This is a genomic window from Sphingobium sp. RAC03, assembly GCF_001713415.1.
In the GTDB taxonomy this organism is placed as follows: domain Bacteria; phylum Pseudomonadota; class Alphaproteobacteria; order Sphingomonadales; family Sphingomonadaceae; genus Sphingobium.
Window position 1 is genome coordinate 3,147,052 of the sequence record NZ_CP016456.1, and the last position, 15,640, is coordinate 3,162,691.

Genomic DNA, 15,640 nt, shown 5'->3' on the forward strand with positions numbered 1-15,640 from the left:
TACGCGGCGCAACGGCTGTTGCCCACGAAACGTCGCGCGCCTTGCCATAGCCCAAGCGCGCTGTCAAAAGCCGGGCGCATTTTTTCCCGCCAGACCAGACTGGACGAACCGTGACCGCTGCCGCCGAACTGCCCCGCCCGATGACATTCACCGCCGCACCCGCCCTGTCGGGCAGCGTGACCGTACCGGGGGACAAGAGCATTTCGCACCGATCGCTGATGCTTTCGGCGCTGGCCGTGGGCGAAAGCCGGGTCGAAGGCCTGCTGGAGGGCGAGGACGTGCTGGCGACCGCCGCCGCCATGCGCGCCATGGGCGCGGACATTGAGCGCGACGCCGATGGCATCTGGCATATCCATGGCGTCGGCGTTGGCGGACTGCTTCAGCCGGAGGGTGCGCTCGACATGGGCAATAGCGGTACATCCACCCGCCTGCTGATGGGCCTGCTCGCGAGCCATGATCTGACCGCCACCTTCATCGGCGATGCCTCGCTCAGCAAGCGGCCCATGGCGCGCGTCACCGACCCATTGGCGCAAATGGGCGCCAGCTTCACCACCAGCCCCGGCGGCCGGTTACCGCTCACCATGCGCGGTGCCTGCCCCGCCGTGCCGCTCGACTATCGCCTGCCCGTCGCCTCGGCACAGGTGAAGTCGGCTATTTTGCTGGCGGGCCTCAATACGCCGGGTATCACCCGCGTCGTCGAGCCGATCCCGACCCGCGACCATAGCGAACGTATGCTGCGCGGCTTCGGCGCGGACCTGACGGTCGAAGTGGAAGACGACGGCACCCGCATCATCACGCTGGTCGGCGAAGCGGAATTGCAGCCGCAGCAGATTATCGTGCCTGGCGACCCCTCCTCCGCCGCTTTCCCGATGGTCGCCGCGCTGCTGGTGCCCGGATCGCAAGTGACGATCGCCAATGTGGGCCTCAACGCCACGCGCGCTGGCCTCATCGACCTGCTCCGCGAAATGGGCGGCTCCATCGAGGTCATCAACGCCCGCGAAGTCGGCGGCGAACCCGTGGGCGACCTGATCGTCACCGCTTCCGCCCTCCAGGGCGTCGAGCCAGACCCGGCCCGCGCACCCAGCATGATCGACGAATATCCCGTCGCCTTCATCGCCGCTGCGCTGGCACAGGGACGCAGCATCTTCCGCGGGCTGGACGAACTCCGCGTCAAGGAATCCGACCGGATCGCCACCATGGCGGCTGGGCTTCGTGCGATCGGCGTCACGGTCGAGGAATTGGAGGACGGCCTCATCATCGAGGGCAGCGGCGGCGCCCCGCTCAAGGGCGGCGGACCGATCGCCACCAAGCTCGACCATCGCATCGCCATGAGCTTCGCCGTCGCGGGCCTGGTCTCGCGCGATGGCGTCACGATCGATGACATGCGCCCGGTCGCCACCAGCTTCCCGACCTTCACGGCTTTGCTCCAGAATTTAGGTGCCATGGCATGACCTTCGATTGGGCCAATATCATCGGTCTGGCGGGCAGCGCCATGATGGTCGTCGCCTATGCCTACAGCAACATCGCCAAACAGATGAACTTTGTCTTTTTCAATCTGTTGAACCTTATCGGTTCGCTGCTGCTCATCTGGTCGCTGACCGTGCATTTCAACCTGGCGTCGATGGCGCTGGAAATCGTCTGGACCCTCATCGCCCTGCTGGGCCTTGTCAAAGCCATGAAAAGAAAATCCGCATGATTATCGCCGTCGACGGCCCCGCCGCATCGGGCAAGGGCACCATCGCCAAGGCGCTTGGTCGCCATTATGGTGTCCCAGTTCTCGACACTGGCCTGCTCTACCGCGCGGTCGGCCTTGCCGTGCTGAAAGCAGGCGGCGACCCCGACATCGAATCAGACGCGCTCGCGGCTTGCTCGTTTCGCGACGAAACCCTGGCCGACCCGGCACTACGCAGCGAAGCGGTCGGCAGCCTCGCCTCGCGCGTCTCCGTGCATCAGGCGGTGCGCGACGCCTTGGTCAAGCGCCAGCGCGACTTCGCGACCCAACCGGGCGGCGCGATCCTCGACGGGCGCGACATCGGCACCGTCATCGCGCCCGATGCCCATGCCAAGCTGTTCGTCACCGCCAGCGTCCATGTCCGCGCCCAACGCCGCTATCAGGATGCCCTGTCGCATGGCGGCCATCCTGACATGGACAGCCTGATCGCCGACATTCAGGCGCGCGACACCCGCGACATGAGCCGCGACCATGCGCCGCTCAAAGTCGCGGATGGTGCGGACTTGCTAGACACCAGCGATTTGTCTATAGACGCGGCCGTCCGCCAGGCGATTGCGCTTGTGGACGCCCAGCTTGAAGGTCGCTCCAGAGGCTGACCCGTCAAGGCGTGCGGTATTCCGCACGCCCTTTTCGCTTTTCTCGTCTGCGCGTCCGCAATCGCTTTTGCGGTAACGGATGTCCCGGCCGCATGCGGCGTTCGGGACAGTTTGGCCAAAGACCATCGGATACAACCGGTTGGCCAGCAATGATGAGTGAAGGACTAACCATGGCCTCTACGGCATTCCCCACGCGCGACGATTTCGCCGCGCTTCTCAATGATTCCCTCGGTGGTGAGGACGGCGGCTTCGAAGGCCGGGTCGTCAAGGGCACCGTTACCGCCATCGAAAACGACCTGGCCGTCATCGACGTAGGTCTGAAGTCCGAAGGCCGCGTTCCGCTGCGCGAATTCGCGATGCCCGGCCAGAAGGCTGACATCAAGGTCGGCGACGAAGTCGAAGTCTATGTCGACCGCGTCGAAAACGCCCATGGCGAAGCGATGCTGTCGCGTGACCGCGCCCGCCGCGAAGCCGCCTGGGACAAGCTGGAAGCCGAGTTCACCGAGAGCGCGCGCGTCGAAGGCGTCATCTTCGGCCGCGTCAAGGGTGGCTTCACCGTCGATCTCGACGGCGCCGTGGCCTTCCTGCCCGGCAGCCAGGTCGACATCCGCCCCGTGCGCGACGTCACCCCGCTGATGGACATTCCGCAGCCCTTCCAGATCCTCAAGATGGATCGCCGCCGCGGCAACATCGTCGTGTCGCGTCGCGCCATTCTGGAAGAAACCCGCGCCGAACAGCGCAGCGGCCTCATCCAGACGCTGGCCGAAGGTCAGATCATCGAAGGCGTCGTCAAGAACATCACCGACTATGGTGCATTCGTTGACCTGGGCGGCATCGATGGCCTGCTGCACGTCACCGACCTGTCGTACAAGCGCATCAACCACCCCAACGAGATGATCAATATCGGCGACACGGTGAAGGTGCAGATCATCCGCATCAACCGCGACACGCAGCGCATCTCGCTCGGCATGAAGCAGCTTGAGAGCGATCCGTGGGAAGGCGCATCGGCCAAGTACCCCGTCGGTGCCAAGCTGTCGGGCCGCGTCACGAATATCACCGAATATGGTGCGTTCGTCGAGCTGGAAGCCGGCATCGAAGGCCTGGTCCATGTGTCCGAAATGTCCTGGACCAAGAAGAACGTCCATCCCGGCAAGATCGTTTCGACCAGCCAGGAAGTCGAAGTTCTGGTCCTCGAAGTCGATCCCGAAAAGCGCCGCATCTCGCTCGGTCTCAAGCAGGCCCAGAGCAATCCCTGGGACAGCTTTGCCGAACGTCACCCGATCGGTTCGACCGTCGAAGGCGAAGTCAAGAATGCGACCGAGTTTGGCCTGTTCATCGGTCTGGACGGCGACGTCGATGGCATGGTCCACATGTCCGACATCGCGTGGGGCATTTCGGGCGAAGACGCGCTGGCGCTGCACCGCAAGGGCGAGGCTGTTCAGGCAGTCGTTCTCGACATCGACGTCGAGAAGGAGCGCATCAGCCTCGGCATGAAGCAGCTTGAGCGTGGTGGTCCGGCCGCTGGCGGCACGACCGCTGCTGCTGCTGGCCTCAACAAGAATGCGATCGTCACCGTGACCGTTCTTGAAGTCCGCGACGGCGGCCTGGAAGTCCAGGCTGGCGACGATGGCGCCACCGGCTTCATCAAGCGCAGCGACCTTGGTCGTGACCGTGACGAGCAGCGTTCGGAACGCTTCCAGATCGGCCAGAAGTTCGACGCCATGATCACCGGCTTCGACCGTGCCAAGAAGCCCACCTTCTCGATCAAGGCGATGCAGATCGCTGAAGAGAAGCAGGCTGTCGCGCAATACGGTTCGTCCGACAGCGGCGCGTCGCTGGGCGACATTCTGGGCGAAGCGCTCAAGGCCAAGACCGAAGGCTAAGCCTTTCGTCAAAGTCGACTAATTAGAGAAGCCCGCCGGGATCATCATCCCGGCGGGCTTTTCATATCCTTTCCGTATCGAAACAATCCCCGACCTGCGCGATTGTCAACGCCCTGTAAAAGCCCTATGATTAGCTAGGGAAAAATCAGGGGGCTCTGGAAATTCGATGATCCGTTCGGAATTGATCCAGAAACTGGCTGACGAAAATCCGGGCCTGACGCTCCCGGAAGTCGAGCGAATCGTCGATCTCTTCTTCAAGGAGATTGTCGATCGACTGGCATCTGGCGGTCGTGTCGAACTGCGCGGCTTTGGTGCCTTCACCACCCGCGCCCGCGACGCCCGCACCGGGCGCAATCCGCGCACCGGCGAACAGGTACCGGTCAGCGCCAAGCGCGTCCCCTATTTCAAGCCCGGCAAGGAAATGCGTGAACGGCTGAATGCCGATCATGAGGATTGACGATTACGTCGCCCGGCGCTGACCATCAAATCGCGCTTGGCTCTGCCGATCCTCCCGACTATAGCCAGCCTTGGTAATGCGGGCGTGGCGAAATCGGTAGACGCAACGGACTTAGATCATTGAGTGCGCACAGGGAAATCTGTGACGTAGAACTGCTCAAATTCGGGGAAACCTTTAACATGGCAATCCCGAGCCAAGCCTGAAAGTCCGCTTTCAGGAAGGTGTAGAGACTAGACGGGCAGCACCTGCGCCCCGGCCTGCCGGGATATGGTGAAGGGATAGTCCAGACCACAAACGCCCCTCCGGGCGGCGGCGAAAGCCGTAGCGGGTAAGAAAATCCGTCGGGCTTTGCCCATGGGGGTTCAAGTCCCCCCGCCCGTACCAACCGCCTCTCCCACGCGATAGAAATTCCCGGTTCGATACACAGAACCGTCATGAGCGCATACTAAAGGCGCGGTCATAGCATAATATCGATCAAGCCTTTGGGGACCATCATGAAATTTCTGGCCGGTAGCGCGATGATCGCGCTGCAATTCTCTGCGTGCGCGTTCGCGGTGGCGCAAGATAATATGCCCGCTGCATCCGATATCGACAGTGGCGACTCCATCATCGTGACTGGCACGCGCGATGCCAAGCGGACGAAATTCGATACGCTGGCACCCATTGACGTGCTATCATCAAAGTCCATCGACAATAGTATTTCCAACGATCTGTCCGATACTTTGGCGCAACTCCTGCCATCGTTCAACGTCCAGCGTTTGCCCGCCGCCGACGGTCAGGCTTTTGTCCGCCCCGCGACGCTCCGTGGTCTCTCGGCCGACCAAACGCTCGTCTTGGTGAACGGCAAGCGCTATCACCGTTCCGCTCTGCTGGGCAGCCGCGGCGCGCAGTCCGCCGACCTTGCAACCATCCCCAATCTGGCGATCAAGCGCATCGAAGTGCTGCGTGACGGCGCATCCGCCCAATATGGGTCGGACGCCATCGCTGGTGTCGTCAACATCATTCTGGACGATCAGCCGGGCATGGAAGCCTTCGGCCAATATTCGCAATATTATGAGGGCGATGGCACAAATTACCAGACTGGTGCTCAAGGCGGCCTGGCTCTGGGCGATCGCGGCAGCATCGTCTTCACCGGCGAATTTTCGAAATCGGACGCCACCTCCCGCACCCGCCAGCGTCCCGACGCCATTGCGTTCCAGGCAGCCAATCCAACGCTCACCGTACCCGACCCGGTCCAGCGCTGGGGCCAGCCCGACCTGCGCTCCGTCCGTGGCGGGATCAACGCCCATTATGATTTTTCCGACGCCGTCACCGCCTATGCCTTTGGCACGGTCGGCAATGGCGAGGGCGTCACCGATTTCAATTGGCGTAATCCGGTCGGCACCGGCAATGTCTATAATCCCAGCACGGCCTTCCCAGGTTTCAGCTTCAGCAGCGTCTATCCCGTCGGGTTCACGCCGCGCTTCGCCACGCAATATGATGATTATCAGGCCGATGGTGGCCTGCGCGGCGCGATTAGCGATCAGTTCACCTATGATCTGAGCGCCTCGTCCGGCCGGAGCAGAATCAACTATAGCATGTCCGAATCGCTGAACGCTTCGTTGGGCCCGCTCAGCCCAACGAGCTTCTATCTGGGCCGTTTGCGCCAGAGCGAATTCAACCTGAACGCCGATTTCGTCTACCGCCTGCCGCTGGGATTGGCCGAGCCCGCCAACATCGCTTTCGGTGCAGAACGGCGCAAGGAAACCTACGGCATCCGTCCCGGTGACCCAGCCTCCTACGCCATCGGGCCAGGTGCGGCTACCGGCCTTGCCCCCAACAGCAACGGCTTCCCTGGCTTCAATCCGCTAAGTTCAGGTGAATGGTCGCAGACCAGCTATGCCGGCTATCTGGACCTGGAAGTCCACCCGGTCGAGGCGCTGACGCTCGGCGCGGCGGGCCGCTACGAGGATTTCTCGGCCTTTGGCGACACGTTCAACTATAAACTCTCGGCACGGCTGGAGCCGGTCAAGGGCGTCGCGGTACGCGGCACCTATTCCACCGGCTTCCGCGCGCCGACCCCGGCGCAGCTCAACGCCGTCAACACCACCCAGGGTCTCGACACGCGAACGCTCCAGATTTTCAACACGGGCCGCCTGTCCCCTAATGACCCGATCGCCATCGCGCTGGGTGCCCAACCGCTGACCCCGGAAAAGTCGCGCACCATCACCGCCGGTCTGACGTTCCAGTCCGCATTCGGCCTGAGCGGCAGCATCGATCTCTATCAGATCAAGCTGCGCGACCGGTTCGGCCAGTCACGCTCCTTCACCGTGCCCGCAACCCTGCCCAATCCGCAGCGGTTCACCGCCGTCACCTATTTCACCAACGACTTCGACACCCGCACCCGCGGCATTGATGTCGTGCTGGCCTATGCCCAGCAGGTGGGACCGGGCAAGGCCGACCTCAGCCTCGCCTATAATTACAACCAGACAAAGGTGACGAGCGGCACCTCTGCCGCGATTGCCAACGACACCCAGCGGATCATCTTTGAAGAACGGTTGCCCAAACATAATGGCACGGCGTCGCTCGGCTATACGATCGGCCGGTTCGGGTTGCAGGCGCGCGCGCGCTATTATGGGAAATGGACCGACGTCAGCGGCAATGCGACCGGCGACATTTTCCAGCGTTTCGGTGCCATGACGCTGTTCGACCTGTCGGCCAGCGCGCAACTGACCGACAATATCACGGTCCGGGCGGGCGCGGAAAATATCTTCGACACCTATCCCGACGAAGCCACCAACCAGGCGGTGCGCGGCCTCATCTACTCGCGCAACGCCCCCTTCGACACCGATGGCGGCCAATATTATGTTCGCTTGGGCGTGACCTTCTGATCGGATAGCATGGCTCGATGGATATTAGTCGCAGGCAGATGATGATGGCAACGGCGGCAGCCCCGCTGGCAGGACGGATCGACGCCGCCCTGCCGACGGCGGCGGCCGTCCGGCCCGATGACGAAAGCCATTGGGCCAAGATCGCAGCGCATTATGATGTAGTGCCTGACATCATCCAGTTGGAAAATGGCAATTGGGGCATGATGGCCCGCCCGGTGCTGGAAGCCTATGAAGCGAAGGTCCGGCAGGTCAATCGCGCCACCAGCTATTATGCCCGGCGCGGCCTGACGCCCGACCTGATCGCCGTGCGCGATCGCGTCGCGGCCAAGATGCAGGTCGATCCCAGCGAAATCGCCTTCACCCGCAATGCGACCGAAGCGCTCAAAAGCCTGATCGGCGGCTATAATCGGCTGCGACCCGGCGATGCCATACTTTATGCCGATCTCGACTATGACAGCATGCAGGCCTGTTTCGGCTCGCTGAAACATAGCCGCAATGTCGATGTCGTCCGCATCGACCTTCCCGAACCCGCCACGCATCAGGGGTTGATCGACAGCTATGAGCAGGCGCTCAAGGCCAATCCGCGCGTTCGGCTCATCCTGCTGACCCATCTCAGCCACCGCACTGGCCTCGTCATCCCGGTGCGGGAGATCGTCGCCATGGCCCGCGCGCGGGGCGTCGATGCCATCGTTGATGCGGCACACAGCTGGGGCCAGATCGATTTCGCGCTGCCCGACCTGGATGCCGACTTCATCGGCTTCAATCTGCATAAATGGTGGGGCGCCCCGCTTGGCGTTGGCGTCATCTACATCCGCAAGGCCAAGATCGACCTGATCGATCCCGACATCGGCAATGCGCCACCCTTCGCCGCGAACGCCTATGCGCGCGTCCACACCGGCACGGTAGATTTCGCGGCGCAATTGACCGTCCCCGCCGCCCTCGATTTTCAGGACGCTATCGGCGGACCCGCCCGCGCCGCCCGGTTGCAGTATTTGCGCGATCGCTGGGCCGAAACCCTGCGGGGTACGTCCGGGCTGGAAATTTTGACGCCCGCCGACCCGCGCCTGCACGGTGGAATAACCTCTTTCCGCTACACGGGCCACACAAGCGCCAGCGCCAATGCCGCGATCGCCAAACGCCTGCTCGACGAGCATCGCATCTTCTCCGTGCAGCGCAACGGCCCAGCGCGCGGCGCCTGCGTGCGCATAACCCCCGCCCTGTTCAACGGCGCGGACGACATCGATGCCCTGGTCCGCGCGCTCCGGTCAATCGGCGCATCGCTTTAATCCCGACGCAAGGTCGACCATTACCAAATGCTCCGAGAGCCGGAGGTTCGCCCTTACGTTACCTGCGCCCGTATCGTGCTAGCGGAGTAGACTTCCACCCCTTGCCAGGCATCGGCCTCAAAACGGACCCGGATCTTCGACTGCCCCCGCGCCGTGTCGGCGGGCAGCGCATAGGTCTGGACATTGCGGGCGGACGTTACCGCGCCTGTCAGCCGTTCGCGCGCCAATTGTTTGCCATCCACCAGGATGCGGAAATCCTTGTCGCGCTGGCCACCGCTATAAACGACTTGCAACGCCAGCGGTCCCGGCGCGACCGCCAGGTCGAACTCGAAAAAGCCCTTGTTCACGATCCGGCTGCGGTCCGCGACGTGCGAAACCGCCTCCGATCCGCCACTGTCGGCAAAGCCATGATCGACCTCCGGCTGTTGTTCGCCCAGGCGAATGACGTCGATCGTGCGCGCGGCCAGGTCCGCCCGCACCTTGGCTGCGCTCTCCCACGCCACCCGTTCGGTCTGCCATTCGGCGGTATCGAAGCGGCGGAAATAGACGGCGGTGCGGTTGTCATGCTGCGCAAAGAAGGGCCGCAACGTCAGGTCGCCCGGCTTGCCTTGCTCGCCTAGACGATATTGGTGCAGGCCGCCTGCCGCCACCAGGGCCGGCGCGCTCTGGTCGGTGACGAGGGACGGGTCCACGCCCTCCCACGACCGTTCGCGCGGCCCCATGTCGCCCGCCAGCACCAAGGGGCCACTCAGAAAAGCAATCAGCTTGGCATCGTCGGGCATTGCTTCGACCCGCACCGTCATGGGCAGCGACAATGTGATCTGGTCGCCTGCCTTCAAGCCCGTCAGCATCAGATAGCCGTCTTCGCGGACCCCCGCCGGTTTGCCATTCACCTGCAACTCAGGGGTAGCGCACCAGCCGGGCACGCGCAGCGCCAGCCTTTTCGGCGCTTTCGCCACCGCAATCCGCACCATATCGTCCAGCGGAAAGGCGGTATCCATGTCGATCTGCGCGCCGGGCGCCTTCAGCGTCGACGCATAATAAAGGTTGATCGCGACCGCGTCGTCACGCTTCCAATAAATGCTCTCGCCATGTTTGGAATGGCTTTCCATGCCCGACCCGACGCAGCACCAGAAATCCTCGGTCGGGTTCGAATGGACGCGCGCCATCCCCGATGCCAGCCCCGTGAAATAGGTGAACATACCCGTCTTGGGGTCTTGCTGGCTCATAATGTGATTGAGGTGCGACCGCTCGTAAAAATCGAAATAGCGCGCGTCGCCGTTCCACCCGTACAGATGCCGTGTCAGCCGCAGCATATTATAGCTGTTGCACGCCTCGCAGGTCTGCTGGTCAAGCCGCTGGGCCAATTGCCGCGGCAGGCCGAAATGCTCATGATCCGAATTGCCGCCGATGACATAGCTGTGATCGTTGGTGACGGTGGCCCAGAAGAATTGCGCCACCTTCGCCTGGTCGGCATTGCCGGTCAGCTCATGCAGCCGCGCTTCGCCGACGATCTTGGGGATCTGCGTATTGGCATGCTTGCCCGCCAGTTCGTCGCGCCCGGCCAGGAGCGGATCGACGATCGCATGATGCCGCATCCGTTCGGACAGGGTCAGCCAGCGGCGATTGCCCGTGCGCTTATATAATTCGGCATAGGATTCGGTCAGCCCGCCATGCTCGGTGCGGAGGATATCCTGCACCTGGGCATCGCTCAAACCTTCCACGATCGTACCGAGATAGTCGCCAAGGCCGATCGCCACCGACAGGCCATCCCTGATGCCCGCATGATAATGCGCATCCAGCGCACCGGCGATGACCTTATGATAGGTATAAAGCGGCACCCATCCTTCGTTCAGGCTGAACCCGGTCGATCGGATGTCGCTCTTGCGCAGTTCCTCATAGACGATCTTGCCATCGACGGTCTTGCCGTCACGCTCGACCGTGGTACCGCCCGCATAACCGTCGCCCTGCTTCACCTGGATCGCCTTGAGTTCGCGCACGATATAGGCGGCGCGGTCGCGAAACGGCGCATCGCCCGTCTGCGCGTAGATCAGCGACAGCGCGCTCAGATAATGACCCAGCGAGTGCCCGGCGATGCCGCGCGACTCCCATCCGCCATAGACATCGCCTTTGGTCGGCAGCCCAGCCCCGGCATGGAAATTATGCAGCAACCGATCCGCATCGAGCGACAGAAGATAGCGCTGGTTCGCCTGTACCGAGGTCAGGAAAATCGACGGCTTCAATCGCACTTGCGACAAGGGAAAGGGCGTCGCCCCCGATGATGCGGCGCGCGCCGCCCAGGCAAAGGACGGCATCGTACCGAGCGCAACCCCTGCCCCCAACATAGCGCGACGCGTCCAATCCATGTCACTCTCCTGATCCAGTCGTTGGGCCGACCCTATCTCCTCTTTTTGTATGAGTAAATGCCATCAAGCCGCGATCATTCTGATGCGGTGCATGGTGATTTGGATGTGGCTATCGATGCTGAGAGTCGCCCACCCCAGCACATGAGCTATCTGTTTCCCTGCGAGCCAACGCCCAATTCAAACTGAGGAATTGCCAAGCTACAGGTCCAATACCGCCCAATCCCCTGAATACGTATGTGGGATGCTGTGCAGATCGGGCATCGCAGGACTAATATCCTTTCAGACCCGCGAAAGCGGCAAGAAGCGCCGTCACAGGCGTCTTGGGGAGGGTGTTTCTGCAATGCACACTATATATGGTTCTGTTCTGCGCGCGGCTTTGATGGCGGGCGTTTCGCTTTCCGTAACGTCGATCGCATCCGCGCAAACGACCGATGCGCCTGCCGCCGCCGACCAACCCGTCGATGCCATCGTCGTCACCGGCATCCGCGCATCGCTGGCCTCCGCCGCCAAGATGAAGCGCGATTCGGTGCTGATCGTCGATTCCATCACGGCCGAAGATGTCGGCAAGCTGCCCGACGTCTCGATCGCGGACTCGCTCGCCCGCCTGCCGGGTGTCACCGCCCAGCGTCTCGAAGGGCGCGACCAGCGCCTGTCGATCCGTGGCCTTGGCCCGGACTTTTCCACCACCCTGCTCAACGGGCGCGAACAGGTGACCGTCGGCGACAATCGCGGCGTGGAATATGATCAATATCCGTCCGAATTTTTCCAGAACGTCAATGTCTACAAGAGTTCCGACGCTGCCCTCATCGCGGCCGGCATTTCCGGCACGGTCGACCTTAGAATGCTCCGCCCGCTCGACAAGAATGACCGCATCATCGCCGTTGCCCTGCGTGGCCAGATGAATGGCCTCGACAAGCTGAACCCGGATGGCGAACGCTATGGCTATCGCGCGTCGGCCACTTATGTCGATCAATATGCCGACGATACGCTGGGCCTCGCCATCGGCTTTTCCGCCTCGCACACCCCGTCGCAAAATGAGCGCTTCAACGCCTGGGGCTATCCGACCGATGCCGACAACAACCTGATCATCGGCGGCGCCAAACCCTATGTTCAATCCAACCTGTTGAAGCGCTATGGCGCCGTCGCCACGCTGGAATGGCAGCCGAGCGACAATTTCCATTCGACCTTCGACGTCCTCTATTCGCATTTTGAGGAAGAACAGCGCCTGCGCGGCATCGAATTTCCGCTGGTCTGGGGCACCAATGTCGGCGTTAGCGATGTGACGGTGGAAGATGGCTTCGTCACCGGCGCGACCTTCAGCAACGTCTATGGCGTGCAGCGCAACGATTATAACAAGCGCACCGCCGACACCATCTCGCTGGGCTGGAACAACCAGTTCCGCCTGAACGACAGGCTTTACTTCAACGTCGATGCCAGCTGGTCGCGCGCCAAGCGCACCGACTTCCTGCTCGAAACCTATTCGGGCACCGGCTATCTGCGGTCGGGCGTGCCCGACACCGTGCGCGTCGATCGCCAGTCCAACGGCCTGTTTCAGATCGTGCCGACCATCGACTATACTGACACCAGCATCATCAGCCTGACCGATCCCAATGGCTGGGGCTATAATGGCACGACCGCCGTGGTGCAGGCGGGCTTCCTGAACCAGCCCAAATTCATCGACGATCTACGCTCGTTCCGCACGAACCTGACGGGCGAGATTGAAGGCAGCATCTTCAGCAACTGGGAAGTCGGCGGCAATTACAGCCGTCGCAAGAAAACCAGTGCCTTCACCAGCTATTTCCTGTGTCCGACGGGCGGCACTGATTGCACCATCGCGGGCGGCACCCCCGGTTCAGCCCCCGTTCCCAGCGAAGCGCTGCTCGGCTCCAACGTCTCGCTCGGCTATCTGGGCGTTCCGGCGATGCTGACGCTTGATCCGCTCTATCTCTACAATAATGTCCTCGACGCGGTATATGATAATCGCCCGCAATCGCTCGTGCGCGATAACTTCGTGAAGGAAGATGTGTTCACGGGCTATGCCAAGATGACGATGGACGGCGAACTGGGCGGCAAGCCGCTCAAAGGCGCGTTCGGCGCGCAGGTGATCCATTCCAGGCAGCGCTCGGTCGGCACTATTTCCAGCTTCGCCGATGGCGTGGTTACGGTGGTGCCTGCTTCGGGCAAGACCAGCTATACCGATTTCCTGCCGAGCGCGCAGATGTCGGTAGAGCTGGAACCGGGTTTCTTCATCAAGCTCGGCGCGGCGCAGGCCATGGTCCGCCCGCGCCTCGACCAGGAGCGGGTGAACCAGGAATTCAGCTTCGATCCCTCGAAGATCGGCCTGGGTTCCGACCCGTTCAATAGCCCGTTCAGCTCGAACGGCGGCAACACCAATTTGCGTCCCTATCAATCGACCAACATCGACCTGTCGGTGGAACGCTATTTCCGCAATGGCGGCTATGTCTCGCTGTCGGGCTATTTCAAGAATCTGACCGACTTCGTCGATCCCAACAACAATATCGCTTATGACTTCTCGTCGCTTCTGCCCGCCTTGCCTGCGGATATTCGCAACGAAATCATCGCCAATGGCGGTGCCATCGGCTTGCTGAAGGCCCCCGCCAACAACGGCAAGGGCACGATCATCGGCGCGGAAGCCACCGCATCGCTGCCCTTCAAGCTGTTCACCGAGACCCTTGACGGTTTCGGCCTCTTCGCCAGCGGCTCCTACACCCACAGCGAAGTCAAATATGGCAGCAATCCCGGCGCGACCGTGACCCTGCCGGGCCTCTCCAAATGGGTCGCCAGCGGCACCGCCTATTTTGAACGCAGCGGCTTCCAGGCACGAGTCAGCTATCGCTACCGCTCATCCTTCCTGGGCGAAGTCGCTGGCCTGTCGGCAGCCCCCACCTTCCGCACGGCCAAGGCGGAGGGCATATTGGACGCACAGATCGGCTATGAATTCCAGTCGGGTCCGCTCACCGGCCTGTCGATCCTGCTCCAGGGCAAGAACCTTACCGACCAGCCCTTCGTCACCTACCAGAATGACGACCCGCGCCAGGTCATCGACTATCAACGCTATGGCCGCGATTATTATCTGGGCCTCACCTACAAATTCTAACGCTTCTCAAATCCTCCCCCGGCGGGGGAGGATGACCCTCTGATCTGCCTGACTGCACGCAGGCAGTGCCGGGACCGCCGCTTCTTTCAGGAGAGGGCGGTCCTTTTTTTTTCAGGAACATTGCCGATTTCCACCGTTCGGGCTGCGCGACCGTGTGAAACGCGATCAGGCGGTCATCCGGCTGACCAACCGTGGCGCCAACAGCGTCGGCGTCACCGGCTTGCCCTTGATCTGGGCGATCAGCGCATCGACCAGCACTTCGCCCGCAAGCAGATAATCCTGCGCAACCGTGGTCAGCGGCGGGCGCGTCAGGCTGACCGCGGGAATATCGTCGAAACCGATCATCGCCACATCGTTCGGCACCGTCATCCCCGCCTCCTCCAGCGCGCGCATCGCGCCGATCGCGATCAGGTCCGACCCGGCGAAAATAGCATCGAACGGAATGCCACGCGCGATCAGGCGGCGCGCCGCTTCATGGCCGGAATGTTCGATCGACAGCGCATCGACATGCAGACCCGGATCGACCGGCAGGCCCGCCTCCACCATCGCTTCGGTCAGCCCCGCATAACGATCGCGAAATTCGGGATAGCGGTTGGACGCATCGCCCAGAAAGGCAATCGAGCGGCGGCCGCGTTCGATCAGATGCCGGCCCGCATCGCGCCCACCCTGCCGATTGTCGCAGCCTATGGTCATGCCCAACGCATGGTCATCGACCGAACCCCAGCGGACGAAATGCGTCCCCTGTGCCACCAGCTGTTCCAGCCGAACGCGATAAATCTCGTAATTGCCATAGCCGAGCAGGATGATGCCGTCGGCCTTGCGGCTATCTTCATAATCGACATGCCAGTCGGTCGACAATTGCTGGAAGGATGTCAGCAGGTCATAGCCCCGCTTGGCGCAGGTTTGCAGGATCGGCCCCAGCATCGACAGGAAGAAGGGATTGATCCAGCTTTCGTCGGGCAGCAGATCCTCGAAGAACAGCAGCGCCAGCGTGTTGCTCTTTCCCCGGCGCAGCGACGACGCATTCTTGTCCACCGCATAGTTGAGCTGGCGGGCGATCGCCTCGATCCGCTTGCGCGTCCCCTCGCTGACCGTGGGGTCGCCGCGCAGCGCGCGCGATACGGTCGGCTGGGAAACACCGGCCAATGTCGCGATGTCGAACGACGTGATTTTCTCATTGACGGCCATCGCCTGATCCTACGCCGCTCCGGCACGCTTGGAAAGCCGGGCTTTGAATACGTATGTCGCATCCTTGGCCGCACCAACAAAGGCCGACTAAGAAGGGGGCATAAGACCGCGGCGATCAGGCCAGTGCGGACCAGAGGAGGAAGA

10 protein-coding genes are annotated in these 15,640 nt (G+C 62.2%); 8 read left to right on the forward strand and 2 right to left on the reverse strand.

Going from position 1 to position 15,640, the window contains the following annotated elements:
• Positions 1-140 precede the first annotated feature (140 nt).
• From aroA to BSY17_RS19690, 7 genes are all read left to right on the forward strand, one after another.
• Complete coding sequence (gene aroA / locus BSY17_RS19660; RefSeq protein ID WP_171899301.1) at positions 141-1,451, forward strand: 3-phosphoshikimate 1-carboxyvinyltransferase; 1,311 nt, start codon at positions 141-143, stop codon at positions 1,449-1,451.
• A complete protein-coding gene (locus BSY17_RS19665) occupies positions 1,448-1,696 on the forward strand; it encodes a CBU_0592 family membrane protein (protein WP_043151281.1) in 249 nt (82 codons plus the stop codon). Before aroA ends, BSY17_RS19665 begins: the two co-directional genes overlap by 4 nt.
• Positions 1,693-2,328: a (d)CMP kinase gene (gene cmk / locus BSY17_RS19670; RefSeq protein WP_069066735.1), complete on the forward strand. Its 636-nt coding sequence runs from the start codon at positions 1,693-1,695 to the stop codon at positions 2,326-2,328. Before BSY17_RS19665 ends, cmk begins: the two co-directional genes overlap by 4 nt.
• A 170-nt stretch (positions 2,329-2,498) precedes the next feature.
• A complete protein-coding gene (gene rpsA / locus BSY17_RS19675) occupies positions 2,499-4,211 on the forward strand; it encodes a 30S ribosomal protein S1 (protein ID WP_037480069.1) in 1,713 nt (570 codons plus the stop codon).
• A 166-nt stretch (positions 4,212-4,377) separates the two neighbouring features.
• Positions 4,378-4,668: an integration host factor subunit beta gene (locus BSY17_RS19680; protein ID WP_037480067.1), complete on the forward strand. Its 291-nt coding sequence runs from the start codon at positions 4,378-4,380 to the stop codon at positions 4,666-4,668.
• Between the two features lie 494 nt (positions 4,669-5,162).
• Positions 5,163-7,538, forward strand: a complete 2,376-nt coding sequence (locus tag BSY17_RS19685; protein WP_069066736.1) for a TonB-dependent receptor plug domain-containing protein — start codon at positions 5,163-5,165, stop codon at positions 7,536-7,538.
• 44 nt (positions 7,539-7,582) lie between these two features.
• Positions 7,583-8,824, forward strand: a complete 1,242-nt coding sequence (locus BSY17_RS19690) for an aminotransferase class V-fold PLP-dependent enzyme (protein WP_069067098.1) — start codon at positions 7,583-7,585, stop codon at positions 8,822-8,824.
• Between the two features lie 53 nt (positions 8,825-8,877).
• Here the strand turns inward: BSY17_RS19690 and BSY17_RS19695 are convergent, their stop codons facing one another.
• The gene (locus tag BSY17_RS19695; protein WP_069066737.1) at positions 8,878-11,190 is read right to left on the reverse strand and encodes a glycoside hydrolase family 127 protein; all 2,313 of its coding nucleotides are present in this window, start codon (positions 11,188-11,190) and stop codon (positions 8,878-8,880) included.
• Positions 11,191-11,530: 340 nt separating this feature from the next.
• Here BSY17_RS19695 and BSY17_RS19700 point away from each other — a divergent pair, with 340 nt between their 5' ends.
• Entirely contained in the window at positions 11,531-14,308 is a 2,778-nt protein-coding gene (locus BSY17_RS19700; RefSeq protein WP_069066738.1) for a TonB-dependent receptor, read from the forward strand.
• Positions 14,309-14,473: 165 nt separating this feature from the next.
• On the opposite strand, the gene BSY17_RS19705 is transcribed toward BSY17_RS19700, so the two are convergent.
• Positions 14,474-15,496, reverse strand: a complete 1,023-nt coding sequence (locus BSY17_RS19705) for a LacI family DNA-binding transcriptional regulator (protein ID WP_069066739.1) — start codon at positions 15,494-15,496, stop codon at positions 14,474-14,476.
• Between the last annotated feature and the right edge of the window lie 144 nt (positions 15,497-15,640).